This window comes from uncultured Bradyrhizobium sp., assembly GCF_936928535.1.
Classification (GTDB): domain Bacteria; phylum Pseudomonadota; class Alphaproteobacteria; order Rhizobiales; family Xanthobacteraceae; genus Bradyrhizobium.
The window spans coordinates 1-24,452 of record NZ_CAKZHY010000069.1 but is presented as its reverse complement, the minus strand read 5'-3'; the positions used below and the strand labels follow the sequence as shown (position 1 = coordinate 24,452).

Here is a 24,452-nt window from a genome sequence, read left to right as displayed (position 1 = left end):
CCACAGCGGAAGTCGACGGGCCGCGTCGCGATGTAAATCTTCAGCTCGGCGCCGGGGACAATCATCGTGACGCCCGCACCGCGCGGATCACTCGAGATAGCCGCTCCCCATCTATCGCCGCGTCCGTCCGCACGACGACGTCGCCAATCGCAATCTCGAGCTTGACCGCCGGAACGTGACGCTCCTCAAACGGCCCCTCCACGACCAGCGGCGCGAACGGCGGCTGCGGTGCCTCGCTCGACGGCAATTCGCCGCGCTGTCGGAAGCGTCGTCGCCAATCGTAAATTTGCCAGCGCGTCGCCCCGTGCTTGCGCGCCACCTCCGCCACCTGAGCGCCGGGCAGCAGACTTTCGGCGACGATCCGAGCCCGCTCGGCCTCAGAACGCACGCGACGGCCGGACGGTCCCTCAAGCACCTCAAGCCGGCTGACTGCTCCTGACCCAACTGATGAGCTGTCCAAATGGGCGTCCTTTTTGCCGTCCAATCCCATCCCAAACCTCCGTTCAACCCGGAGGCTTCTTCGCACATCTAATCTAACGTCGAACCGAGGGTGCCGGCTTAGCGCTTACAAACTTGTCGCGAGTGGCGACAGACCGACTTCGGGTCTATCTCCAACGGGGCGCCCCCTTTAGGACCGTACGCGGACCTGGGTGACGCAAACAGCGGGAGCCCGATTGTGACCCGACGCGGACTCCGCGCTGCTTCGGTTACACGCGTTGAAACCACCGGTCCAGAAGTAAAGTTGATGGGGTCTCATCGTCCAATAATGAAAGTCCCGTCGTTTCGGAAGCTCACCGACTCGGGCAGACCGCCAGACTGAGCGAGTTGGTTCAGAAGCGGCCTCATCCTTTGCGCGCAGACTTGAATGTCCGCGGGGGCAGCATCGAAAATCACTTCGCTAAAGGCGTACTGGGGGCGGTCGGTGTAGGACCCCATTCGATCGTACCACGCAACATCGCCCGGATGGGCAAAGTTGAAGCGGGCGCGCTCCGCTGTAAGAAAACTTGCAAGGACAGCGTACGGCCCTTCGATACCGATTGCTGTTAGGTTTCGCATCAAACGCATGGCATGTCCGGTGATGCTTCGTTCGACCTCAACAACAGGTATCAACGGTTGGCCGCTGGCCCGCACATACAGGCCATCAACAGCCTCGACAATTCCGCCTCGGAACAGTTGAACATACGCGCGCTCAACATTCGCAGCGCGATTTCCATTCGACATCGTAAGAAAGCCATCGAAGTTGATTTTAAGCGCCTGTGACTGTCTTGATCCAATTGGATGAAAGGACGTGTAATCCTGCTCAAGTGCGGCCATCGGCAGCGGAGTGTCTCGGTCAAATGCTGAAAAGGGTACAACATGCAAGACGAGTATGTCGTTGTGCATGAGTGTGACCGGCGCATCAGATGAAGCGAGGCGAACAAGCCGGCTCGCTCTGAAATCTCTCGTCCGATCAGCAATTCGAGGGGCAAGTGTAAACAGTTCGCGCAGTTGGTCGACGTTCGGTTCATACTTACCGGCTGTAGATCGTGCCCAGAATCGATTGCTATTCTCGCGGATGATACGGTGAGGTGGATTATAACTCCGGCCAACTCGAAGAACGAGGATGTGCCCGCCTTGAAGCGAGACTGCTCTAGATTCTAGGGAGATGCGCGGTTGAAGTCCGGCACGGGCTCTGCTTTCGAGACGATTAATCTCGGCGTCGACGTCGCCCGTTAATGGCACAGGTGCGCCAGGGATACCTTGCGTAGCGGCGATTCCAATAATGAGGTCGCCGCCGGAGGTGTTCGCCAATGACGATACATCCGCCAGAAACTCAAGGTCGTCCCGCAAGGCGTTGCCGTAGGTCTCCCGTTTGTACTCAATGATGTTCGTTTCCGGCGCCCTGGCTGCGACGAGATCAATGATATCTTGTTCTTCAATTTGGTTGAGTGGAATGTGGAGCAATGCCATCGTTTAGCTCTCCCGAACGTGAGCCACTAGAGAGGGTCGGCCACTCGCCACCAGCTGATTCCTCGCAATCGATTATTCACACCAAATATGAAACAGCGGCACTAATCGGCGATCCCTCTCTTCGCTAGTCACTTTGTGCCACGGAATTGGCCGTGACGATCCTTGACTGTCCCAATGCATTCGCGCGCCGTTGCTATAAAGGTCAAACCCGCTTTCGAACATCTTGTATTGCCGAGGAGCACACAAAAACTCATACTTAGCTGTGGCGTCATATCTCAGTCTTGTATTTTGTTGAGAGTTCGACGAGCTGGTTTCGCTTTGTGAGTAATCGCAGCTATACCGTATATAGATCGCGATCTCATCGGTTTGATCGGCAGCCCACGTATCATTGGACGAAGATAGTTCTTTCACGCGGCACAGGTTTGTCTCAAACAGTTTGGCAGATCTACGCATACGATTGGATAGCTCAGCGGAGGACACAGTTGGTGAGCTACAATTGATGATACCTTCATCGGACCTACAGACCGTTGTGGCGTTAGCAACTGGGATAACTACTAAAATTGCAAAATACGGAGCGAGAAAGCTCAGCCAAAATCTCGGCAGCATTTCATTGAATGGCCCGAATACCACGGCTTTGGCGCGGACGGCCAGAGGTGAATAAGCCGCTGCACTTGGACTTCTCAATGCATCTCCTACATTCTTCAACATAACCGTTTTTCCAATCCGAAATCGACTGGACCGCGTACGGCCAGATAGAAGCGTCAAGCACGCATCGTGGAAGATTATAGATTGAAACATTGATGCCGGTGTCCGCCAAAGTGCGAACGCCTTCAGAAAGACTCTCTCGGTAATCCATGGGATCAATCCAGAGGGAGTTTTCATTGGCTATGGCGAAGCCCGTGTTTTCCATTCCCATGAGCGCCACATGGTCGACAAATGGGAGATTGCGAGAAATCCACCGGCTTGTTTCAGCAATAGTCGGCGCCGTGTGTGCGTGTAAAACCACACGCACCTCTACTCGTTGTCCCCTATCCTTAAGCTTCAGGATACCCAGTATCGTTTCATCGAAGGCGCCTTTGGCTTGGACCACGTAATCGTGAATGTAATCAACGGAAGCATACACCGGGATTGCTGCGATAAGGCTTGGATGATTGACGGCCTTCCACGCATCCACGATTTCGGAGCTTGCAAATGCGCGACCATTTGTAAGGACCTGGATCGCAGTGTCTGGATGCAGATCACGGCAATCGGCCAAGATATCGATAAACCTAGCCCAGTCAGAGAGCGGCTCTCCTCCCGTAAAAGTAAGGGTGGGCGTACTTTTCGGCAGAAGTGGCAAACTTTCCCTTATCTCGTCCAGGATCCAACGGTCGTCCACGTCTTTTGGGGGTTGCGAACACATTAGGCAGTAGTTGTTACAGCGCTCTGTCACCAGGAAAGAGTTGTGGCGGGAGTTGCTCCGGAAAAGAGTCCGAAATCTTCCAGTCGGGACGTGAACGCCAACGACGTCTCCGCTCCGGAGATATTCAAACTTGGCCGATACGGACAAGACACGATCAAACGCGCTCACGGCGGAGCCCGCAAGGCTTACGTCATCGTTGATTACAAAAATCGAGCTGCGCTTTTCTTCGATTGATCGAACCAATTCGGTGTCCGATCTGACTACGTAAAAATCATGCCCGTCAGAAGGCTCATTCGTTCCGAGGGATCTTAGGCGAGCAACAACCCGGGGAGATTCCGCCCCAAATCCGTGATTGAGAACGGCGGTGCCATACAAAGGAAGGATCATATGCTGGCCCAGCTGCGCAGGATCGCTGCGTCCCTTGGTGAGTTCTCCAGCATATCCAGCAGCAGACGCATGGTGCCCTTCTGCCGCTCGCAGAAATCCGAGAGAGGCTTGATGCCTACTATGTCACCCTGCGTCGCGTGGTGATGCACAGGGTTTGCACCGCAGTGACTCTCAAACACACAGTCGGAACACTCAGGGGCACATTGGGTTAGGGATGCTGAAATAGTGTCGATCAAAGTGTCGGACAGGACGAGCGAGCTGTAGTCGTGAGTGTTAACATGGCCAAGTCTGAAGGCGTTATCACCCGTCTCCGCTAACATGCGCCCCTCATCAGACGCATAGACGTAGCCATCATAGTTGTAGACAAGAGCTCCAATTCCCGCTCCGGCTGGACTTCGCAAATCAACGTAGCCAATTGGCTTGTCAGTCAGCATCCTGGTAACGACCAGCGCGGAGTAGAATTCGCGGAATGGTGTGCCTTGGTGGTTTAGCTCCAGAATGCGTCGAAGACCCCGCTCGAAGAAGCGAAGCCACCGCTTCGTATCGTAGCGGTGATACTGCTTGGTCTTAACGGCAAAACCGAAGGGCGAGAGCGGACGAAGAAAGATCCCGTCCAGTCCCAATTTCAGGTATTCTTCGATTATCTGGTCGACGCGATCGAGGCTTGATTCCGTGGTCGTCATTAATGCGCCGACCCGGTCTCGCCCGAGGACCTGTTGCGCTCGGCGGATGCCATTGACAGCCAATTCGTAACTATTGCCCCCAGGTCTTGGGCGATTTTTGTTGTGTAGATCTGGAGGTCCGTCGAGAGACGTTGATAGAAGGACTTCGTTGTCCTTGCAGTATCGCAAGATCTCATCATTGAGCAGCGCGAGATTCGTCGCGATTACAAAATCTGCCTTCTTGCCGGTCGTTGCTGACTTCGCTTTGGCCGCGTGAACAATTTTCTGGATCAAGTCAAAGTTTAGAAGAGGCTCGCCCCCTTGGAACTCAATCTTTATTCGGGACGACTTGCTCTCGAAGGCAATATCAAGCGCCCGCTGGGCCGTCGCTTCACTCATGTCGAAGCGCGAGCGATCCGTGCTTTGGCGTGAAACTTGACAATACGGGCAGGAATGTTCGCAACGCAACGTCACGACGAACATGTGAAGCGGTGTCATTTCCCGCAAGAATGACATGCGACTGCGAAGACGCAGGGCGAGAAGCTGCTGCTGAGCCTTTTGTTGGGTGCCAGTTATCAGGTGAGCGGCATAGGCTTTTTCGTATAACCCGTCTCCGGGATTAAGCTTAAGGTCAATGACCTTGTTGATTTCATCCTCGGTCAATCGGATGAAATCGCCCACCATATTCGATACTAAGAACTGCGCGTTTCCTGTGCGCTCAAAGTTGAAGGGCAAGAGCGTGAGTTCGCCACTCGGCGAGCCGAACGCTTTGGCAGCAACAAAACGGGCCATTCTAAGCCAAAGGATTACTTGTTAGCCTGGTCGGCGGCCAACGATCCAAATGCAAGCGCAAGCAGTACATTTCGAACGCCGCTAGTTTTTTCTGCCAGACGAGCCCTTAAGTTCTCGTCCGTAACGAGATCAATAAATCGCGTTCTCAATTTCTCCGCTTCTTCTGCAGGTCGCGGAAGCCGACCTTCAGCATCAAGATAGCAAATAAATCGACCGTCGATTTTCTCGATTCGGCACGTTGCAATTCCGATCAGACGATATGCCGCCGCTTGCAAGGCATCCAATGTCTGAACACCTGCATCAAAGTCTACAGCAATCGAAATTCGTAGATCGTGCTTCTCAGTAGCGGCTTGAGGCATGAGACGCGTGAGAAGCGTGGGAAGCGTGGGAAGCATGCGACGAATGCTGAGCAACTAGCGTTCCGTCCGGCTGCTGAGTCATCACGAAGCCAAGCAGATCATCGCCCACTCGGTAGTGCGCATTCGGTTCCAGTTGGGGAACGGAGTTCTCAGTGCCGACCGTGTTGGCATTTACGTCCGTTGGCGCAGCGGCTGCCTGCGCTGCGGTGCTCAGCACTTGAGTACCGGTCAAAGATGCGATCGCCGTTCCAAGGGAAAGAATCTTCTTTGAAGTGATGGACATCGCACGACCCCCAGCTGAAATGTTAGTGGTCTAACAAGAAGCATCATTTGCCAGCGGTTGCAAGTATCAACGATACCAACTTTCGATCAAAGCGAATGTTTCGCAGCAGCGAATTTGTCCCCGATCTTAAATATCGGGTCTTCGCACCCGTTTTTGCGCAAGCGCCTGGACCACAACCCTTCTCCCAAAAGGAGGCCCAACCGGTCTTTCTTTGCAGAGGAGCACGTCAAAATCTTCGAATGCTTGAGGAATTTCCCCTGGCTTTGGCAATTCAAGGTAGTTTTGGCCCTTACCGTAGTGATCCTTCCTGATTGCGTTGCTTGCAGTGCATTGGATGCTTCAAGCGACTTGAGACGGGCAACGTCGTTATCGACCGCAATCACGTCGTATCCACGGAAGGCCAGTGCCAGCGCGTTTCTCCCGAACCCACAGGGAGCATCCAAAATCGGCTCGGCGTAGGACGAGGTCACGAGGTCGAGAACTTGCATTAAGAGCCGGGATGGATCGAGCGAAGGTGAGGGCTTGTTTCTCGGAACCACGCCAACGTCCGATCTCTAAAAGAGAGGGGCAACACCGCGCTACGCGTGTTGCCCCGCTGGATTCATGGATGCTCTTCGTTCTTTGCAGCGCGCATTCCTTGAGCAGCCGTATCTCGTTCACACATGTATGCGCCGTCCTTGGTGTTTCCATAGTTATGAGTGCCAGCGAAATGGTAGATCTTGGATCGCAGGTTCACCCAAACAACAGTGTCCCCAAGACAAGAAGCCTTTGCCTGAGCTTCTGTCGCGTATTGGCTAGCTCCGGACGGAGATCCGGTGGACGGTCCCCTTTGCGTAGTTCCGTACGGCGGTTCGGCCGGCTTTGATGCGGTTGGCGCAGGAGACCGAGCTGGCGGAGGTGGGGCGGCAGTTGTCGTGGGCGCGGGGGGCGGAGCGACCGAAGGCGCTGCTACCGTTCCGGCGCGACACGCTGCTACGTATGCCTTTTCCGTGACGCCCTTTGCTTGGAAGCCGACCTTATCAGCTCGCCACTCTTCAATGCAGGCCTTGACGGTCTTTACGCCGGGCCCGGTCGGGGCTGGAGCTGGTGCGATAGTCGTAGGAGCTGGAGCGGCAGTTGTAGTCGTTGGGGCAGGGATGGCGCTCGGTGTAGCAACCGTTCCGGCACGGCATGCTTCTACATAAGCCTTTTCCGTGATGCCCTTTGCCTGGAAACCGGCCTTATCAGCTCGCCATTCTCCAATGCAGGCCTTCGCGGTCTTCGCGCCGGGGCCGGCCGGACTCGGGGCTGGCGCGGCAGTAGTCGTGGGAGGTGGGGCAACGGTCGGGCTCGAAGCGGCCCCAGACCGGCAAGTCGCTACATAGGCCTTCTCGGTAATGCCCTTAGCTTGAAAACCTGCCTTATCGGCTCGCCACTCATCCGTGCAAGCCTTCACAGTCTTTCCTTGAGCCAAAGCAGACGAAGACAATGCGGCGATCCCAAGCGCCACTGCAAAAGCAGAAATTAGGCTCGGCTTCTTCATACCCAGTCCTCCCAAATTATCATCCATACTCTAGCACAGGCGGACGTCCTGCCTATTGCCTCTCGGCTACATTTGGCCTCGGTCACGAACTGCTTTGGCGAAATCTTCGAATGAATCGAATTTTTCTACTCCGTGCAGGAACTCACCTTCGACGTAGCCATCATCTCGCATTCGAAAGCCCACACCGTCGAGATAACCAGTCTGTTGGCCTAGCGCTCGTCCAATCAGCACAGTCTCGACATGGAGCGGTGGCTTCAAGGGATTGAACGTTCCTTCCGAACGCATCTGCTTGAACGGGATGTGCATTGCACTAACGGAGCTCTTTCGAGGTGGCAATTGACCAGCCGGGAGTCGAAATGCTCCATTCGACTGCTCCGTCACGGCAGCCGATTTGTTTTCATCGCTTGCTGAAATGCTCGATAACCGAGCCAGTATCGCTCGGTGAGGGCTAACCTCATACTCGAAATACAAATTCTTCTCTATCTGTACCCGCCGCCTGGTCATAGCAACGCAAAGCTCCACCCGTACTGGCAGGTAACAGCATATCCAAGTATTCGCCATGTTGTCGACGGCGTCTGCAGGCTCTTCCGCTAAACAAGGCTGAACATCTTGGAAAGGAGATCAACTGCGCGATAATTTCTTCGAATACATACCGCTCGATCAAATTCGATGGAATCGGAGCTATTCCCCTTAGTGTGAACTTGAGAAAAGATGCGCGATCACTTTTGGCCTAAGAATATCGATGACCTTGGTCAAGACTGGCCGAGTTTTGTGATATCATTACAGCCTACCTCCCACTTCAACGAGCTCCGCATGGGTTTTTTTAGGTTTCGCAGAACCTTCAGAATTGCTCCAGGGCTTCGTCTCAACCTAAGTAAGAGCGGTGCCAGCGTTTCATTCGGTCCGCGAGGTCTTCACTATACGGTTGGTTCGAAAGGAGCCCGCACGACCGTTGGCATTCCAGGTTCGGGCATCTCCTGGACTAGTTATCAACCCTACTCATCAGGGCATGAACATCCTACGGAAGAGGACGACTGGCAGGGCACAGATAATCCAGTCACATCGGACCAAAATGCTGCGACTATTGAGAGTGCGCCAATTGAGCAATTGGTCGCAAATTCCACAATGGAAATTGCCCAGGCACTAAACGCAAACCGCAGCAGATGGCAGTCTCGGAAGGTTTTGCTTACTATTCTGGCGATTGCATTTGCTGTCGCCATTACTGCTACAGCAAATGCTGCAGGAAATACGTCACCGAATGGCGTATTCCTAATGATTTTGGGGGCATCCATTATTTGGATAGCGACGGCATTCTATAGCCGTCAGTCTCTCATCTTATCGCTTCAGTACGATCTGTCGGACAAGGAGCTCGAACCGTTTAACCGATTAGCAAGAGCATTCAATACAATGGCGCGTTGTAGGTATATCTGGCAAATTCCACTAGAGAGATCGCAACCAGATTGGAAGCGAAATGCTGGTGCATCAACTTCCGTCGAAAGAACGCGCATTTCGCTGACTTCAGGTCGTCCTCCATTAGTCAAAAGCAACATCGATTTCTTGTCGCTGCAACTATCGAAGGAGGGAATCTATTTCACCCCGGACGCTATATTGGTTTTTGCCAAAAATTCAGTCGCGGCACTCCAGTATGATGATCTCGAGATTGTTTGTAGGCGGATAAGATTTATCGAAAATGAGAGACCGCCTAGTGACGCTCAGGTGGTGGGCAGCTCCTGGCTCTACGTCAACAAAGACGGTGGTCCCGATCGGAGATTCAATAACAACCGCAAGCTGCCGATTTGCCTTTATCCAGAAATAGATTTGAAATCAGGCGGAGGCTTGGACTGTCGCATAAATTGCTCTGGCCCTGATGGCGCTGAGGAATTTGTGACCTCCATCATCGCAATGCGTAGCAATGGTGCTCCCGCTCAATCCGATCTTCTGCCGACCTCCGCGAAACCTCCACCTTTACGTCTTGAACCAATTAGAGCGCCAGGGAGTTCTAGCGTAATTGCGGCATATGAAACGGAGTCGAAGGAAGCCCGAACGCTCGCGTTAGAACACGGCCACTTATGGGAATTCTTGCTTGTAAAGGAATTGCTTAGGTCAAAATTGCGAGCGTTGAAAACCGAATGTGACCAGTTCGATGAATTGCTAAAGTCTACTCCCAAGAGAAGGTTTGGCGGCTCAGATTTTGTTGACTGGGTAGCGAATGAAACAGCTGAACTTAGTGACACAGTTGCGAAGTTCACTGCATGCATAGAGAAGGACTTGATAGTCTCCTTGGGCGAGCCCGGAGTCTCGGGTGACGCAGTCAAGATACTGAGCACGGTGAATGCAATCTTCGGTCATTGCCGACGTTTCCTGATCTTTGAACTGCTTGTATGCGCTGCTGATGTGCCTTCGGCGCTCCGCAGACTCCAGTTCTCATTTCGTGGTATTACACTCTCTGTCATATCTGTCGTCGAGGAGTTGGATCTTCAATGGACTAAGAATGTTGAGGCTCTTCGCAATGGATCTCATGAATTCAAGATCAAAGTTACGTTCTCTGCCCCTCCACAATTCCAGAAGGTCTCGGAAGAGATCGAGCGGCTTAAAAGGAATCCTGGGCTGTTGCAGTAACGCTTAGGCGCTCGAAGCCGTGAACGCGCCGACGCTTTAGCATCTCAAACGATGCGGAGAAAATAAGACGCTTTGTTTCGTTGTTCCTGGACATTTGAATTGTCATACAGGTGGTCGTCAGGTCAAAACTGGCCTATTTTTCTGATATCACTATACCCCCTCCCCTTGTGGGAGAGGGTGGCTCGCCGCAAAGCGGCGAGACGGGTGAGGGGTCTCTCTCAGCGCGCACCTTCGCAGTTGAGTTCGCGGAAGCAACCCCTCATCCGGCGCTTCGCGCCACCTTCTCCCACAAGGGGAGAAGGGAAAAGAATCTCACGCCGCCTTCGCGGCGCTCCCGCCCGGCAACCCGGCCCGCGCGAGGCCACCATAGAGCTGCTCGTTCGGCATCTGCTCGCGCAAAATCTTCCGCACCGGGATCAGCTTTTCCAGATCGATGCCGGTCGCAAATCCTTTGCTCTCGCACAGGAACACGAGGTCCTCGAACACGACATTGCCGGTCGCACCGGGCGCGAAGGGGCAGCCGCCGAGACCGCCGAGCGAGCCGTCGAGGATGCGCGCACCTTCATCGAGCGCAGCGGATGCATTGGCGATGCCCATGCCGCGGGTGTCGTGAAGATGGATACAGATCGGCTTCGACCCCGACAGCTTCACCGCGGCGCGGGTCAGGTCGGCCACCTGCTTCGGCCCGGCGTAACCAACCGTATCGGCGATCGCGACAAAATCGACGCCAGCCTCCAGGCACTTGTCGACCAGGCGCAGCACTTCCTTCGGGTCGACCGCGCCTGTGATCGAGCAGCCCAGCGCCATCGAGATGGCGGCATTCACCAGCGGCTTGTGGGCGCTGGCGTCGCGCAGCTCGCAGAGCCGCTTGACGTTGGCGATCGCGGACTCGCGCGAGCGGTGCGCATTGGCCTGGCTGTGCTCTTCCGTCGCCGACACCACCGAAGCGATCTCGCCGACACCTGATTCCAGCGCGTCGTTGACCCCGCGCTCGTTCAGAGCGAGCGCAATGCCGTGCGCCCCATCCAGGCTTGCCACCGTTCCGATGACATCGCGAACATCGGCGAATTGCGGAAACGTCTTGGCCGGCAGGAACGAGCCGACCTCGAAATGCCTGACGCCCGCGGCATATTCCTCGCGCACCCAGCGCTGCTTGGCTTCGGTGGACGGAAACTTTTTCACGAGCTGGAGACCGTCACGCAGGCCGACTTCACGCAAGGCAACACGGTCTGAGGGATAAATCGTCTCGATCCGGCTCATGTGCGCCTCCCAGCGGCTTTTGGCGTGACGTCGTCGTTGTTGTCGATCTCGGCGCGAACAGCTTCTGTATCGGCACCGAGCGGCGCGACCTTCAGGCCTTCGCCAAAATGGCTGCCGTTCCATTCGAGCGGCAGCGTCGGCACATGGAACGGCTTGCCGTCGGCGGTGATGTTGGTGACGAGCCCGCCGGGCCGCAGCACATGCGGGTCATCAAGGAGATCCTCGGGCCGGTTGATCGGCGAGAAGCAGATGTTGAGCGCGTCGAGCTTCTGCGACAGCTCCGTTACGTTCTGCTGCCTGATGATCTCGGCGACGCGCGGAAGGATCCGCGGCCGCGCCAGGATGCGGTCGGTGGTGGTGCGCAAGGCCGGGTCGTCGAGGAACTCGCTCAGGCCGAATTCGCGGCAGAATGCCTGCCAGTGGCCCTCGGTCACGACGCCGATGAAGATGCGCCCGTCGCCGGCGGCGTCGAAAATGTCGTAGATCGGCCAGGCGTGCTCGCGCTCCGGCATCGAGCGCGGCTTGTTGCCGGTCATCTCGTACTCCACCATGTGCTGCGCAACCAGGAACAGGCAATTCTCGAACAGGCCGATCCTGATATCGGCGCCGTCACGCTTGCCGCCGCGCTTCTGATAGAGCGCCGCGAGAATCGCGATCACGCCGAACATGCCGCCCATGATGTCGTTGGCGGAGGAGCCGACGCGCTGCGGCTTCTCCTTGGTGCCGGTCATGGCAGCGAGGCCCGACATCATCTGAACGACTTCGTCGAGTGCGGGGCGATGCTCGTACGGGCCGGACAGGAATCCCTTGTGGCCGGCGACGATCAGATGCGGATGCCGGCGCCGCAGCTCCTCGGCACCGAGCCCCTGCTTCTCGAGCAAGCCGTCGCGAAAATTCTCCAGGAACACATCGGCGGTTTCCAGCAGCCGGTGCATGATGTCGCGATCCCCTGATATCTCGAAGTCCAGCACCACGCTGCGCTTGCCGCGGTTGAACAGCGGAAAGAACGCCGTGCCCATGCCGCCGAGGGAGCGGGTCTTGTCGCCGGCGGGCGGCTCGACCTTGATCACTTCGGCGCCCAACTGCGCGAGGATCATGCCGCAGGTCGGGCCCATCACCATGTGGGTCATCTCGACGACCCGCACGCCTTCGAGCGGCAATCCGGTCTCAGCCATGCGTCACTCCCTGTCGGTTCGGCCGAAGACTAGGTCTTCACAAGCCTTCTTAAAAATATAATCTGTCGAAGATTGCCTTCGCAGTTCTAGAACGCTGGACCACCATGGATTCGCGCCAGCTCCGCTATTTCATTGCTGTCTACGAGCAGCGGAACCTGTCGCGCGCGGCGGACCAGGTGAATGTCGCGCAGTCCGCGCTCAGCCATCATATCTCGAATCTGGAGGCCGAGTTCGCAACGCCGCTGTTCGAGCGCAAGTCGCGCGGCATGGACCCAACCGCAGCCGGCGAGCGGCTCTACGAGCACGCTCGCATCATCCTGCGCGCGATGGCGGAAGCCGAGACCGAGGTGCGCGAGGGCGCGCGCGTCATCGCCGGCGAGATCTCGATCGGCATGGCCAATTCCGGCGTCAAGGCGATCGGCGTCGAGCTGATGCGCACGGTGCTGACCAAATATCCAAAACTCAAGCTGTCGCTGACCGAGAGCCTGTCGGGCGCGACGCTGATGCATCTGATGGTGTCCAATGTCGACCTCGCGCTGGTCTACAACCCGCCGTCGGAGAAGGAGCTGATCACGGAAGCCGTGCTCGAGGAAGAGATGTTCCTGGTCGGTATTCCCAAACTCGTCGGCAAGAGCAAAACCCCCGTCCGATTCGAGGAGCTGAGCCGGCTACCGCTGATCCTGTTGCGCTACGGCCTTGGCCTGTCCTCGCGCGCGCTGCTGGATGATCCCGTCCTCTTAAAGCGGCTAGAGGGAGGCGCCATCCTGCACGCCAACTCGATCACCGGCATGACCGGCGCGCTGGTGGAGGGGCTCGGCTGCACCATCGCGACAAAGCTGTTCGCGCGGGAGGAACTCGCCGCCGGCCGCCTGGTCGCGCGCCGGGTGGTCGATCCGAGATTAACCCGTACGCTCTATCTCTGCCGCCTGCGCAACCGCCCGATGACCTACGCGATGGAGGAGATGCGGCGGCTGATGCTGACGCTGATCGCCGAGCGGGTGCGCGAGGGGCACTGGCAGGCGGAGCTGGTGGGGTGAGGGAATGGTGCTGCTATTCTCTCTCCCCGTTCTTACGGGAGAGGGTTAGGGTGAGGGGCCTCTCTCCCGGCATTCGACGGTCGAGAGACCTGTACCCCCTCACCCGCCGCGCTCTGCGAGCGCGTCGACCTCTCCCCGCGGGCGGGGCGAGGTGAAAAATCCCGCCTTCGAAAATCTCGAACGCTCCCATCGATATGTTCTTCTGGATTTCCACCCCTGACCCGCCAACATGGCGCGGTCCGGCAGGTTCACGAAAAATCTCAGAGATGAGCCGCCGGGAACCGCGCGCGATTCAAGCGCGCCACGGGGAGGACATCATGAGCGTTGTCGGCATCGACACAGGCTTTGAGCTCGGCGCTGCGCCTTCAGGACCGGACGAGATCTCGCGGCGGCTCGAGGCGATGCCGGCGACGGGCCATGTCTGGAAGCTCGTCATCCTGCTCTCGCTCGGCGGGTGTTTCGAGATCTACGATCTGTTCCTCACCGGCTACATCGCGCCGGGCCTCAGCCGCAGCGGATTGCTCTCCACGACGACCCAAGCCTTCTTCGGCTTCTCCGGCATCGGCGCCTTCGTCGCCGCGACCTTTGCCGGCCTGTTCGTCGGCACCTTCTTCCTCGGTTTTCTCGCCGACCGTTTTGGCCGGCGCGCGATCTTTACCTGGGCGCTGCTGTTCTATAGCGCGGCATCGGTCATCATGGCCTGCCAGACCTCCTCGGGCGGCCTCTTGCTCTGGCGATTCCTTGCCGGCATCGGCATCGGCGTCGAGGTCATCACCATCGATGCCTACATCACCGAGCTGGTGCCGAGCCGGATGCGCGGACGCGCCTTTGCGGTGAACCAGGCGATCATGTTCGTCGCCGTGCCCGTGGTCGCCTTCCTGGCATGGTGGCTGGTGCCGCTCGCGCCCTACGGCGTCGAGGGCTGGCGCTGGGTGGTGCTGATTGGTGCGGCCGCGAGCATGATCATCTGGGTGCTGCGACTGTTCCTGCCCGAGAGCCCGCTTTGGCTCGCGCGCCACGGCCGCACCGAGGAAGCGCTGCGGATTCTCGCGACGCTCGAAGCCAGAGGCGGCACGGCACCTAGCCCCGCAGCATCGCTCGCGCGACCAGCCGCGCAAGCGGTCGCACCCGTCAACTTCGCCGATCTGTTCCGGGCGCCTTATCTCTCGCTCGTCGTCCTGTTCATGGTGTTCAACCTCTGCCAGGCCTTCGGCTTCTACGGCTTTGCCAATTGGGTGCCGACGCTGCTGGTGGAGAAGGGCATTACCGTCACCAAGAGCCTGCAATATTCCTTCATCGTCGCCTTCGCCTATCCGATCGCGCCGCTGCTCGCCGCGAGCTTCGCCGACACGTTCGAACGCCGCTGGATCATATCAGGCGCCTGCATCGCCATCATCGTGTTCGGCATGGCGTTCGCGCAACTGACCGCGCCCGTGCTGCTGATCGTCTGCGGCGTGCTGCTGACGGCCAGCAACACGACGATGTCCTACGCCTATCACGCCTACCAGAGCGAGGTGTTTCCGACCCGGATCCGGGCGCGGGCATCCGGCCTCGTCTATTCCATGAGCCGCCTCTCCGCGACCTTTTCGGGCTTCATCGTCGCCTACATGCTGAAGGAGGGCGGTGTCATCGGTGTGTTCGGCCTGATCACCGTGGCGATGCTGATCGTGGTGATCACCATGGCGCTGTTCGGCCCCAACGTGCGCGGCAAGGCGCTGGACACGGTGTAACTCCGGCCCCACCGTCTACACCGACGCCTTTTCTTCCGATTGTTGTCGGAAGGCGGATGGTTGCTTTTCAACCATAAGTGTAATCTGGATCTCACATTGGTTTGGATTATTGAGCTATTTTCCAGAACGGCTCTGGTTTCGCAGACAATTGCTCTGCACATCTCAAATGGTCATGGAATTGGTCAATAGCCCGGACCATTCCGTGACTACATTTTCGATCTAAGATTGCAACCGTCGGCTGATCCGGCCGACCAATGAAAGACATTTGTCACAATCAATTGGCGGAGACGGACACATGCCTGCTGACCGCAAATGGGTTCAGAAAAATCTCGGGTTCGATCCGATCGCCACACCGCCACCGCGCGAGACCTTCACGGTCAAGCGCATCGCCGATGCCGCCGTGAAAAAGACCGCCAAGGTCGCTCCGGAAGACTTTCAGCGCGAGATCATCGACTTCGATTCCGAAGGGCCCGAAGGCCGAGAGTTCATGGCCTTCTCGACCTCGACCGGGCTGTCGCGCTTCACCGACATTCCCTGGCCCAAGGGGCTCGCGCCGCAAACCGGACCGAAGCCGGGCAACGGCAAGGGCCCGTTGCCGCGCGCCGACGTGCTGGTGGTGACCTGGACCGTCGACGAAGGGCACGCCACCAGCCGCGTGCTGACGCCGGGCAAGGATTCGCATAACGACTACGTTCCCTACACGCATAACTACGCCACCATCTCGAAGAAGATGCGCAACGGCTGCCCGGCGAAGGAGCTGAAGCGGCTCGGCGCCTTCTGGACGACGAGGATCGGCAAGAAGAAGGTGGTGGTCTTCAAGTCCGATTCGCACATGTCGCAGGACGGCCCGCAGCTGCCGAACATCGACGTCTGGCGCCAGATCATCACCGAGGTGCAGCCCTCGCTGGTGATCACCACGGGCACGGCCGGCGGCATCGGCAAGCAGGTCGAGGTCGGCGATGTCGTCGTCAGCCCGATCGTACGTTTCGACTGCCTGTCGAAGTTCAAGAAGCAACCATTCGCGCAGGCGCACTACTCCAGCAAGGCCGCCAAGACCACGAAATTCGTGGCGGCCAAAACTCTGTTCAAAGCCAATGCCGGGCAACTGCCGAAGACGAACACCCGCGCACCGAGGATCTTCGTGATCAAGCCGAGCGAGCTGTCGTCGTCCGTGGTCACCACCGATTTCTTCGGCTTCGATACCTCTGACAATCACTTCAAGCTCCAGGGCCTCGGCGACGTCTCCGAGATGGGCGACGCCGTGCTGGGCCTCGTCGCCAAGGATATGGGCGCCAAGGCGCCGCGCTGGCTCGCGATCCGCAACGTCTCCGACCCGCAGATCAAGGCCGAGGGCACGCTGAAACAGCAGGAGCAGGTCGCCGCCCAGATCTACAAGGGGTTTGGTCGCTGGAGCACGGTCTGTAGCGCCATCGCCTGCTGGGCGAGCATCGTGGCGGACGGTTAGGCCGCAGTCAGCCTCCCTTGCCGAACCTTTGCCGCATGTCTACCTCTCGCGGGTGGTTGTCGTGAGAGGTTCCCATGCTGGATGCCGCCGTAAAGGCGCTATCGCAAATGATGTCGCCGCCGATGCGCTCGATCCTGTGGCGATCGATCGGGCTGGCGCTGGTGCTGATCGTGGTGTTGGCGATCGGGTTGCAGCGGCTGCTGAGCTGGTTCGCGACCTATGGCGAGGTCTGGCTGGAAGGCCTGCTCGGGCCGAGCTGGCATTCATCGCTGGAGGTGCTGGCTTGGATCATCTCCATTGCGGCCGGTTTTGGCGTCGTGTTCGGCAGCGTGTTCCTGATGCCCGCGATCACCTCGCTGGTCGCGAGCTTCTTCGTCGACGACGTCGCCGACGTCGTCGAGCGCGAATATTATCCGGCCGAGCGGCCGGGCACGGCCCTGCCGTTCAATCGGGCGATGCTCGAAGGCATCAAGACCGCGCTCCTCACCATCCTGGTCTACGTCGCCGCGTTGCCGCTGGTGTTCCTGGCCGGTGCCGGCTTCCTGATTTTCTTCCTCGCCGCCGCCTGGCTGTTGGGGCGCGAATATTTCGAGCTCGCCGCGATGCGCTTCCGCTCGCCGGAGGACGCGAAGGCGATGCGCCGCGACAACGCCGCGACGATCTTCACCGCGGGTCTCTTCATCGCGGCCTTCGTCTCGATCCCGGTCGTGAACCTGGCGACGCCGATCTTCGGCATGGCCTTCATGGTCCACATGCACAAGCGGCTCTCAGGACCGCGGCCCGAGCTGATCGAGCCCGCGCGGCAGATGCGGTGACAGACGGCGCGTCACCTCTCCCGCTTGCGGGAGAGGTGACCGAGGCCGCGGCGCGAAATCCGCTCCTCACCTCACCGTCACGCCGCATTTGCGCAGCACCTTCTTGGCAAAGCCGAACGGCGCCGGCGTGAAGGGGCCCGGCGGGGCCCGCGTGATCAAGGCGATGAAGCCGAGCCCTGATATCGCCAGCCAGAAGCAGAGCCAGAAACCGTCGATATAGGCGAGCACGTTGGCCTCGCGCGCGACGAAGCTTGCGAGCGTACCGACCGCACGCGCCTGCGCGGAGCCCGCACCATGGGCGGCGAAATGATCCGCAAGCTGCTTCAGCGCGCGCACGACGTTGACGTCGCCGACTTCCAGGTTCTGGCCGATGTAGAATGAGTGGACCTGCTCGCGGACGCGCAACCACGTCCCCATCAATGCTACGCCGATCTCGGCGCCGCCGAGCCGCATGATCTGGATATAAGCGGCGAACGAGGTGGCGCGGCTCGGATCGGAGTTGGACAGCAGCGTGATGATCAGCGGGAGCAAGGTCAGCGACTGTCCGATCGACTGGAGCAGCACGATGCCGATGAAATCCTCGCGCGCCCAATCGTGGGTCAGCTGGGTACCCCAGAGATTGGCTGCGGCGAAACAGGCAAATCCTACGGTGACAACCATGCGCGTATCGAAATGCCGCAGCAGCCAGATCGAGATCGGCACCAGCACGAACATCGGGAGCGCGCCGTAAGTGAGTAACAAAAGGCCGCTTTGCTCGGGCCTGAGCAGGCCGACACTGCCGAGGAAGTTTGGCACCAGCGACGAGTTGGAGAGGCTGGTCAGCGTATAGAGCAGGATCAAGAGCAGGCCCAATCCGATGTTCCGCGAGAACAGCACATCCACATGGGCCCAGGGCTGGCGCACCAGCGATTCGTTGATCAGGAAGCCCGCAAACAGCACGGCGCCGCCAACGAGCAACGCCATCACCGTGCCGGAGCCGAGCCAGTCCAAGCGATTGCCCTGGTCGAGGCCGGCATAGATCATCGAAACCGACGTGCCGAGCAGCAGCATGCCGCCCCAATCGGCCTCGCGCAGCAGAGCGCGGTTCACGGGCTCGCCCGGCGTGCCCAGATAGACCATCAGGCCCATCAGGGGCGCGATCACCACGCTCTGCCAATAGACCCATTGCCAGCCGAGATGATCGACATAGAAGCCAACCAGCGAACTCGACGTGTCGAGAGCAAAGCCGACGCGGATCGAGTAGAGCGAGATCGCCGGAAGCCACCACCGCATCGGCAAATTGCGGAACACGATCATCAGCGTTGCCGGTACGAAAGTGCCGAGGAGGAGGCCATGCACGACGCTGAGCACGATCAGCGTCGTATAATCGTGCACCAAGGGGACGATCAGCGAGATCACGGCATAGATCAGACTCGGGATGCCGAGCACGCGGCGCAGGCCGAACACAGTCGCAAGCCACGGCACTGCGGGCGCAATCAATATCTGCGATCCGATGCCGGCGGTCGAGAGCCACGCACCCTCGTCGAATGAGAGTGAGAACGCACCGCGCAAATCCGGCAGGCCGACCGTGGTCAGGCGGCTGTCGACATTGGTGAGAAACGAGCCGAGCAGCACCGCAGCCACGGCAAACAGCGGCTGAGGCGCGATACCACCGCGCGAGACGGGTCCACGACTGGCGTCGTCACTTGCCGCCATTCGCGCCCCTGGTGTCGATCCTGGTGACGACCGACATGCCCGGCACGAGGCGCGCCAGCAGCGGTTGATTGTCATCGAACTGGATGCGAACCGGAATGCGCTGCACCACCTTGGTGAAATTACCGGTGGCATTGTCAGGCGGCAGCAGCGCAACCTGCGCACCGGTCGCGGGCGCGATACGCTCGACCGTGCCGCGCAGCTTCTCGCGCCGAAAACTGTCGACGGTGATCTCGACCGGCTGCCCGGGCTGCACATGCGTGAGCTGGGTCTCCTTGTAGTTCGCGATCACATAGACCTTCGGCAGCGGCACGACGTTGATGAGGTTGGTGCCGATATTGACGTAATCGCCCGGCTGTACCTGACGCTCGCCGACGACGCCGTCGAACGGCGCCGTGATCCTGGTATAGCCGAGCTTGAGCCTGGCGCTTGCCAGCGTCGCCTTGGTGGCGTCGAGATCGGCGGCGCGCTGCTTCTTGGTACCTTGCAGGACTTCGAGCTGATGCTGCTGCGCGGCGATCACGGCGCGGCTTGCGCGCACATCGGCCTGTGCCTTGGCAAGGCCCGCGACCGCCTGCTCGAGCCGCTGCCGCGTGCCGGCTTCGGTCTGTGACAGCGATTGCTGGCGCTCCTGTTCCTGCTTGGCTTCGACCTCGAGGGCTTCCGCCGACAACCGCGCGGCCTCGGCCTGCGCGATGGTCGCGTATTGCAGCTCGATCTGGTTGGCGAGATTGTCGAGCACGGCCTGCGCAGCCGCCACCGCCGCCTCGGATTGCGCCACTTGCGCTTCATAATCGGCTGGATCGATCTGGATCAGGAGATCGCCTGATTTGACGCGCTGGAAGTCGTCCACGGCGACGGTCAGCACCTCGCCGGAGACGCGGCTTGAAAGCCGGGTCAGGTCGGCGCGGACATAGGCGTCATTGGTGGTCTGAACCACTTCGTTGCCGACCCATTCGTCGAAGCGCAACGTCGCCAGCGCAACGAAGGCAAGCGCAACGATCACGGCGAACAGCGGGATCGCGAGCCGGCTCCAGAGCGAGGTCGCTGGACGCTGTGTGGGCTTGGGTGACGGAACCGGAGTGGCGGACGGCGGTGGCGAAACTTGTTCCTGCTGACTCACGCTATGTCCCTCAACCGCGCGCCCGCGTTTCCGTCATTCCGGGGCGATGCGCAAGCATCGAACCCGGAATCTCGAGATTCCCCGGTGCGCAATTGCGCACCTGAGGTCCGGTCCTTCGGACCATCACGGAATGACGGTCACCACCGTCACACCGTCTTCTCCGGCCACCGGCAGAGATCGTTGATCAGGCAGACCTCGCAGCGCGGCTTGCGCGCGAGGCAAGTATAGCGGCCGTGCAGGATCAGCCAATGATGGGCGTGCAGCATGAACTCGGCTGGGATCACCTTTTCGAGACCGAGCTCCACTTCGAGCGGCGTCTTGCCGGGCGCGAGGCCGGTCCGGTTTCCGACGCGGAAGACATGCGTGTCGACCGCCATGGTGTGCTCGCCGAAGGCCATGTTGAGCACGACATTGGCGGTCTTGCGTCCCGCACCCGGCAGCGATTCGATCTCAGCACGCGTGCGCGGCACCTCGCCGCCGAACTCGCTGAGCAGCTTGGCCGACAAGGCGATCACGTTCCTGGCCTTGGTGCGATAGAGGCCGATGGTCTTGATGTAGTCGCGCAAACGCTCTTCGCCGAGATCGAGCATCTTTTGCGGCGTGTCCGCGATCTCGAACAAGGCGCGTGTCGCCTTGTTGACGCCGGCATCCGTCGCCTGCGCCGACAGCACGACGGCCACCAGCAGCGTGAACGGGTTGACATGCTCGAGCTCGCCTCTCGGCTCGGGATTGGCTTGTTGGAAACGGCTGAAGACCTCGCGAACTTCCGCCGGCGTCCAGGGTTTTGTCGCTTTGAGGGCTTTTTTGGCGGGCGCCGATTTCTTCGCGGACTTCGGCGTCGCGGTGGCCGCCTTTGCCTTTTTCTTCGGCACCGCCGCTTTGCGCGGGGCCGGCTTGCGGGTGATTTTCGCCATGATCGGGATATACTGAGGGACGATGAGCACAGGCAACGAAATTGAGCGCAAGCCGTCTGAAGATCCGCGCGAACAGCAGATCTTCTCCGCGCTGCTGACGCCGCACCGTTCGCTGAACCGCACCGGCTTCCTGGCCGTGATGCTGTTCCTGAGCGTTGTCAGCTTCGTCACCGGAATTGTCTTCCTGATGAAGGGCGCCTGGCCGGTGCTCGGCTTTTTCGGCCTCGACGTGCTCGTGGTCTGGTGGGCCTTCAAGGTCAATTTCCGCACCGGGCGGGCGCGGGAAGAGATCACCGTCACGACCTCGGAATTGCGCGTGCGACGCATCAGCCATCGCGGCCAGGTCGCCGAATGGACCTTCAATCCGCTCTGGGTCCGCATCGACATGGAGGTCGACGAGGACTTTGGCATCGAGCATCTCTATCTGATCTCGCGCGGCCACCACATCCAGATCGCCCGCTTCTTGGGGCCGGATGAAAAAGCAAGCTTTTACAAAGGCTTGATTGAAGCCCTGAACGCCGCCAAGCGTGGCCCGACCTACAATCCGATCACCTGAAGCGCCGTCGGAAATCGGGTGGTTTCGCCGGCCCGCCGCGCCTACATTTCCGGTCATGATGACACTCGCCATACATGACCAGCGCCTGGCCAAGCCGGGCCCCAGAACGCCGCGCTGCGCGACTATGATTCCGTGCGCCGGGCCATCGCGTTCATCTCGGAGAACTGGCGCGCGCAGCCGACCATCGAAGCGATGGCGGATGCGGCCGGCGTCACGCCGGATGAGCTGCACCACCTGTTCCGCCGCTGGGCCTCGATCACGCCGAAGGCCTTCATGCAGGCGCTCACCCTCGACCATGCCAAGGGGCTGTTGCGGGACTCCGCGAGCATCCTCGACGCGGCGCTCGACTCCGGGCTGTCGGGCCCGGGCCGGCTGCACGATCTCTTCGTCACCCACGAAGCGATGTCGCCGGGCGAATGGAAGAACGGCGGCGCCGGGCTGACCCTGCGCTACGGCTTCCATCCATCTCCCTTCGGCACCGCCATCGTGATCGCGACCGATCGCGGCCTCTCGGGTCTAGCCTTCGCCGATCACGGCGAGGAGAAGGCCGCGCTCGCCGACATGACGCGGCGCTGGCCGAACGCGACCTATGTCGAAGACCACGAAGGCACCGCACCGCTCGCGGCGCGCATCTTCGACACGAAACTGTGGCGGCCGGACCAGCCGCTGCGCGTGGTGATGATCGGCACCGATTTCGAGGTGCGGGTGTGGGAGACGCTGCTGAAAATTCCGATGGGCCGCGCGGTGTCCTATTCGGACATCGCCTGCAACATCGACAATCCGAAGGCCTCACGCGCCGTCGGTGCGGCGATCGGCAGGAACCCGGTGTCCTTCGTCGTGCCCTGCCACCGCGCGCTCGGCAAGAGCGGCACGCTCACCGGCTATCACTGGGGCATCACCCGCAAGCAGGCGATGCTTGGCTGGGAAGCCGGACGGGTGGGGATGCAGTAGGCGATATACCGTTGCTGCGTAGGGTGGGTTAGCCGCAGGCGTAACCCACCTCTTTGGTTTCCGCGGTGGCAGAAGTGGTAGGTTACGCCGACGACTGCGCTTCGCACAGCCGCCGTCTAACCCACCCTAGGAGACCGTCCTTAACCTGCCAGATCCAGCTTCGAGGCCACCGTCGAATCCGCATTCAAGCGGTAGATGATCGGCACGCCGGTTGCGAGCTCACGCTTCAGGATGCCTTCGGGCGACAGTTTTTCCAGCACCATGATCAAAGCGCGCAACGAGTTGCCGTGGGCGGCAACGAGCGTACGCTTGCCGTTGAGCACGCCGGGCAGGATTTCCTGCACGTAATAGGGCAGTGCGCGCGCCAGCGTATCCTTGAGGCTTTCGCCGCCGGGCGGCGGCACGTCGTAGGAGCGGCGCCAGACATGCACCTGCTCCTCGCCCCACTTCTTGCGGGCGTCGTCCTTGTTGAGGCCGGAGAGATCGCCATAGTCGCGCTCGTTCAGCGCGAGGTCCCTCGAGGTCGGCAAGCCCTTCTGGTCGAGCTCGCCGAGAATCAGATCGAGCGTGTGCTGCGCGCGCGTCAGCACCGAGGTGAAAGCGACGTCGAACACGAGGCCCTGCGCCTTCAGCTTGCGGCCGGCTTCCCTGGCTTCCGCGACACCCTGCTCGGTGAGGTCAGGATCCTTCCAGCCCGTGAACAGGTTCTTCAGATTCCATTCGCTCTGGCCGTGCCGCACGAGCACGAGAAGACGTTCGCTCATTGACTGTTTCCGTTGCTTGCTTTGACTAGATATCGGCGAGGCCGAGCACGTCGGCCATGGAGTAATGTCCCGGCTTCTTGCCATGCGCCCACAGCGCCGCTTTCAGCGCGCCGTGCGCGAACAGCATGCGATCTTCGGCGAGATGCGACAACGTCAGGCGCTCAAACGGGCCGAGGAAGGTGACACTGTGTTCGCCGGCGACGGTGCCGCCGCGCAAGGAGGCAAAGCCGATCGCGCCCGGCTTGCGCGCACCGGTGATGCCGTCGCGGCCGCGTTCCGAATGCGCCTCGTCGAGCGGGATGCCGCGCCCCGCCGCTGCCGCCTGGCCCAGCATCAGCGCAGTGCCGGAGGGCGCATCGACCTTCATGCGGTGATGGGATTCGACGATCTCGATGTCGAAGCTTTCATCGAGCGCCTTGGCGACGCGCTTGACCACGGCGGCGAGCAGATTGACGCCCAGGCTCATATTACCCGACTGCACCACCACCGCGCGGTTGGTGACGCTCTTGATCACGGCGTTGTCCGAGGCCGACAGCCCGGTGGTGCCTATGACATGGACGAGCCCGCGCTCGGCCGCGATCGCGACATTGGCGATGGTCGCGGCCGGCACGGTGAAATCCAGGATGCCGTCGGCGTCCTTCGACATCGCCCAGAGGTCGGCGGACAGTTTGATGCCGTTTTCAGGCAGGCCGGCGAGCACGCCGGCATCCTTGCCAAGCAACTCCGAGCCCGGCGCCTCCAGCGCGCCTGCCAGCACCGCGCCTTTGCTGTCGGCGATCGCCCGCGTCAGGGCGCGGCCCATCCGGCCACCGGCTCCAGCAACAATCAAGCGCATGTCTGACATGGTGTGATCCTCTTCACGGCCGTTGTAGCGGCGGGATGCAGTTCCGGCAACCGAGGGGGATCAGAGGCTGTCATTCCGGGACGATGCGCAGCATCGAACCCGGAATCTCGAGATTCCGGGTTCGGCTCTGCGAGCCGCCCCGGAATGACA

20 protein-coding genes and 1 pseudogene are annotated in these 24,452 nt (G+C 59.8%); 7 read left to right on the top strand and 14 right to left on the bottom strand.

Annotation, left to right across the window (positions count from 1 at the left end):
• Positions 1–61: 61 nt before the first annotated feature.
• The 7 genes from Q0687_RS10670 to Q0687_RS35810 all read right to left on the bottom strand — a co-directional run bounded on the left by Q0687_RS10670 (position 62) and on the right by Q0687_RS35810 (position 6,323).
• Positions 62–490, bottom strand: coding sequence for a transposase (locus Q0687_RS10670; RefSeq protein ID WP_298875741.1), 429 nt, complete (start codon positions 488–490; stop codon positions 62–64).
• 263 nt (positions 491–753) lie between these two features.
• Positions 754–1,950: an ATP-binding protein gene (locus Q0687_RS10665; RefSeq protein WP_298875738.1), complete on the bottom strand. Its 1,197-nt coding sequence runs from the start codon at positions 1,948–1,950 to the stop codon at positions 754–756.
• Positions 1,951–2,557: 607 nt separating this feature from the next.
• Positions 2,558–3,739: a His-Xaa-Ser system radical SAM maturase HxsC gene (gene hxsC, locus Q0687_RS10660; protein WP_298875735.1), complete on the bottom strand. Its 1,182-nt coding sequence runs from the start codon at positions 3,737–3,739 to the stop codon at positions 2,558–2,560.
• Positions 3,736–5,193: a His-Xaa-Ser system radical SAM maturase HxsB gene (gene hxsB, locus Q0687_RS10655; RefSeq protein ID WP_298875732.1), complete on the bottom strand. Its 1,458-nt coding sequence runs from the start codon at positions 5,191–5,193 to the stop codon at positions 3,736–3,738. Before hxsB ends, hxsC begins: the two co-directional genes overlap by 4 nt.
• Positions 5,194–5,207: 14 nt before the next feature.
• Entirely contained in the window at positions 5,208–5,552 is a 345-nt protein-coding gene (locus Q0687_RS10650; protein WP_298875730.1) for a hypothetical protein, read from the bottom strand.
• Positions 5,533–5,835, bottom strand: a complete 303-nt coding sequence (hxsA2, locus tag Q0687_RS10645; protein ID WP_298875728.1) for a His-Xaa-Ser repeat protein HxsA2 — start codon at positions 5,833–5,835, stop codon at positions 5,533–5,535. The genes Q0687_RS10650 and hxsA2 overlap by 20 nt, the downstream gene beginning before the upstream one ends.
• An 86-nt stretch (positions 5,836–5,921) precedes the next feature.
• Positions 5,922–6,323, bottom strand: a complete 402-nt coding sequence (locus tag Q0687_RS35810) for a hypothetical protein (RefSeq protein ID WP_363323942.1) — start codon at positions 6,321–6,323, stop codon at positions 5,922–5,924.
• A gap of 1,745 nt (positions 6,324–8,068) precedes the next feature.
• Between Q0687_RS35810 and Q0687_RS10640 the strand changes: the two genes are divergently transcribed.
• Positions 8,069–9,976, top strand: coding sequence for a DUF4236 domain-containing protein (locus tag Q0687_RS10640; protein ID WP_298875727.1), 1,908 nt, complete (start codon positions 8,069–8,071; stop codon positions 9,974–9,976).
• Between the two features lie 312 nt (positions 9,977–10,288).
• Here the strand turns inward: Q0687_RS10640 and Q0687_RS10635 are convergent, their stop codons facing one another.
• On the bottom strand, positions 10,289–11,236 hold the full coding sequence (locus Q0687_RS10635) for a hydroxymethylglutaryl-CoA lyase (protein WP_298875726.1): 948 nt from the start codon (positions 11,234–11,236) through the stop codon (positions 10,289–10,291).
• Complete coding sequence (locus tag Q0687_RS10630) at positions 11,233–12,411, bottom strand: CoA transferase (protein ID WP_298875725.1); 1,179 nt, start codon at positions 12,409–12,411, stop codon at positions 11,233–11,235. The genes Q0687_RS10635 and Q0687_RS10630 overlap by 4 nt, the downstream gene beginning before the upstream one ends.
• 104 nt (positions 12,412–12,515) lie before the next feature.
• On the opposite strand from Q0687_RS10630, the gene Q0687_RS10625 reads away from it, so the two are divergent.
• The 4 genes from Q0687_RS10625 (at position 12,516) to Q0687_RS10610 (ending at position 17,458) form a co-directional block, all read left to right on the top strand.
• The gene (locus Q0687_RS10625) at positions 12,516–13,448 is read left to right on the top strand and encodes a LysR substrate-binding domain-containing protein (protein ID WP_298875723.1); all 933 of its coding nucleotides are present in this window, start codon (positions 12,516–12,518) and stop codon (positions 13,446–13,448) included.
• A gap of 317 nt (positions 13,449–13,765) precedes the next feature.
• Positions 13,766–15,178, top strand: coding sequence for an MFS transporter (locus Q0687_RS10620; protein ID WP_298875721.1), 1,413 nt, complete (start codon positions 13,766–13,768; stop codon positions 15,176–15,178).
• A 295-nt stretch (positions 15,179–15,473) separates the two neighbouring features.
• Positions 15,474–16,643, top strand: a complete 1,170-nt coding sequence (locus Q0687_RS10615; RefSeq protein ID WP_298875718.1) for a hypothetical protein — start codon at positions 15,474–15,476, stop codon at positions 16,641–16,643.
• A gap of 74 nt (positions 16,644–16,717) precedes the next feature.
• Positions 16,718–17,458 (top strand): sulfate transporter family protein, encoded by a 741-nt coding sequence (locus Q0687_RS10610; protein WP_298875715.1) that lies wholly within the window; start codon positions 16,718–16,720, stop codon positions 17,456–17,458.
• A gap of 66 nt (positions 17,459–17,524) precedes the next feature.
• Here Q0687_RS10610 and Q0687_RS10605 read toward each other — a convergent pair whose 3' ends face one another.
• The 3 genes from Q0687_RS10605 to nth form a co-directional block, all read right to left on the bottom strand.
• Entirely contained in the window at positions 17,525–19,153 is a 1,629-nt protein-coding gene (locus Q0687_RS10605; protein WP_298875712.1) for an MFS transporter, read from the bottom strand.
• The gene (locus Q0687_RS10600) at positions 19,140–20,273 is read right to left on the bottom strand and encodes an HlyD family secretion protein (RefSeq protein ID WP_298875709.1); all 1,134 of its coding nucleotides are present in this window, start codon (positions 20,271–20,273) and stop codon (positions 19,140–19,142) included. Before Q0687_RS10600 ends, Q0687_RS10605 begins: the two co-directional genes overlap by 14 nt.
• Before the next feature lie 146 nt (positions 20,274–20,419).
• The gene (nth, locus tag Q0687_RS10595; RefSeq protein WP_298875707.1) at positions 20,420–21,187 is read right to left on the bottom strand and encodes an endonuclease III; all 768 of its coding nucleotides are present in this window, start codon (positions 21,185–21,187) and stop codon (positions 20,420–20,422) included.
• Between the two features lie 22 nt (positions 21,188–21,209).
• Between nth and Q0687_RS10590 the strand changes: the two genes are divergently transcribed.
• Both Q0687_RS10590 and Q0687_RS10585 read left to right on the top strand, forming a co-directional pair.
• Positions 21,210–21,743 carry a DUF2244 domain-containing protein gene (locus tag Q0687_RS10590; RefSeq protein ID WP_298875705.1) on the top strand — a complete coding sequence of 178 codons (534 nt, stop codon included), beginning with the start codon at positions 21,210–21,212 and terminating at the stop codon, positions 21,741–21,743.
• Positions 21,744–21,798: 55 nt separating this feature from the next.
• Positions 21,799–22,694, top strand: a pseudogene (locus Q0687_RS10585) (bifunctional helix-turn-helix domain-containing protein/methylated-DNA--[protein]-cysteine S-methyltransferase).
• A 140-nt stretch (positions 22,695–22,834) separates the two neighbouring features.
• Here the strand turns inward: Q0687_RS10585 and Q0687_RS10580 are convergent.
• Complete coding sequence (locus Q0687_RS10580; protein ID WP_298875702.1) at positions 22,835–23,458, bottom strand: 2,3-bisphosphoglycerate-dependent phosphoglycerate mutase; 624 nt, start codon at positions 23,456–23,458, stop codon at positions 22,835–22,837.
• A 25-nt stretch (positions 23,459–23,483) separates the two neighbouring features.
• The gene (gene dapB / locus Q0687_RS10575; protein ID WP_298875699.1) at positions 23,484–24,302 is read right to left on the bottom strand and encodes a 4-hydroxy-tetrahydrodipicolinate reductase; all 819 of its coding nucleotides are present in this window, start codon (positions 24,300–24,302) and stop codon (positions 23,484–23,486) included.
• Positions 24,303–24,452: the final 150 nt, after the last annotated feature.

Excerpts from the sequence above, each read along its gene's own strand:
- Q0687_RS10670 (WP_298875741.1), bottom strand. The coding sequence starts at position 490 with ATGGGATTGGACGGCAAAAAGGACGCCCATTTGGACAGCTCATCAGTT.
- Q0687_RS10665 (WP_298875738.1), bottom strand. The coding sequence starts at position 1,950 with ATGGCATTGCTCCACATTCCACTCAACCAAATTGAAGAACAAGATATC.
- hxsC (WP_298875735.1), bottom strand. The coding sequence starts at position 3,739 with ATGATCCTTCCTTTGTATGGCACCGCCGTTCTCAATCACGGATTTGGG.
- hxsB (WP_298875732.1), bottom strand. The coding sequence starts at position 5,193 with ATGGCCCGTTTTGTTGCTGCCAAAGCGTTCGGCTCGCCGAGTGGCGAA.
- Q0687_RS10650 (WP_298875730.1), bottom strand. The coding sequence starts at position 5,552 with ATGCCTCAAGCCGCTACTGAGAAGCACGATCTACGAATTTCGATTGCT.
- hxsA2 (WP_298875728.1), bottom strand. The coding sequence starts at position 5,835 with ATGTCCATCACTTCAAAGAAGATTCTTTCCCTTGGAACGGCGATCGCA.
- Q0687_RS35810 (WP_363323942.1), bottom strand. The coding sequence starts at position 6,323 with ATGCAAGTTCTCGACCTCGTGACCTCGTCCTACGCCGAGCCGATTTTG.
- Q0687_RS10640 (WP_298875727.1), top strand. The coding sequence starts at position 8,069 with ATGCGCGATCACTTTTGGCCTAAGAATATCGATGACCTTGGTCAAGAC.
- Q0687_RS10635 (WP_298875726.1), bottom strand. The coding sequence starts at position 11,236 with ATGAGCCGGATCGAGACGATTTATCCCTCAGACCGTGTTGCCTTGCGT.
- Q0687_RS10630 (WP_298875725.1), bottom strand. The coding sequence starts at position 12,411 with ATGGCTGAGACCGGATTGCCGCTCGAAGGCGTGCGGGTCGTCGAGATG.
- Q0687_RS10625 (WP_298875723.1), top strand. The coding sequence starts at position 12,516 with ATGGATTCGCGCCAGCTCCGCTATTTCATTGCTGTCTACGAGCAGCGG.
- Q0687_RS10620 (WP_298875721.1), top strand. The coding sequence starts at position 13,766 with ATGAGCGTTGTCGGCATCGACACAGGCTTTGAGCTCGGCGCTGCGCCT.
- Q0687_RS10615 (WP_298875718.1), top strand. The coding sequence starts at position 15,474 with ATGCCTGCTGACCGCAAATGGGTTCAGAAAAATCTCGGGTTCGATCCG.
- Q0687_RS10610 (WP_298875715.1), top strand. The coding sequence starts at position 16,718 with ATGCTGGATGCCGCCGTAAAGGCGCTATCGCAAATGATGTCGCCGCCG.
- Q0687_RS10605 (WP_298875712.1), bottom strand. The coding sequence starts at position 19,153 with ATGGCGGCAAGTGACGACGCCAGTCGTGGACCCGTCTCGCGCGGTGGT.
- nth (WP_298875707.1), bottom strand. The coding sequence starts at position 21,187 with ATGGCGAAAATCACCCGCAAGCCGGCCCCGCGCAAAGCGGCGGTGCCG.
- Q0687_RS10590 (WP_298875705.1), top strand. The coding sequence starts at position 21,210 with ATGAGCACAGGCAACGAAATTGAGCGCAAGCCGTCTGAAGATCCGCGC.
- Q0687_RS10580 (WP_298875702.1), bottom strand. The coding sequence starts at position 23,458 with ATGAGCGAACGTCTTCTCGTGCTCGTGCGGCACGGCCAGAGCGAATGG.
- dapB (WP_298875699.1), bottom strand. The coding sequence starts at position 24,302 with ATGTCAGACATGCGCTTGATTGTTGCTGGAGCCGGTGGCCGGATGGGC.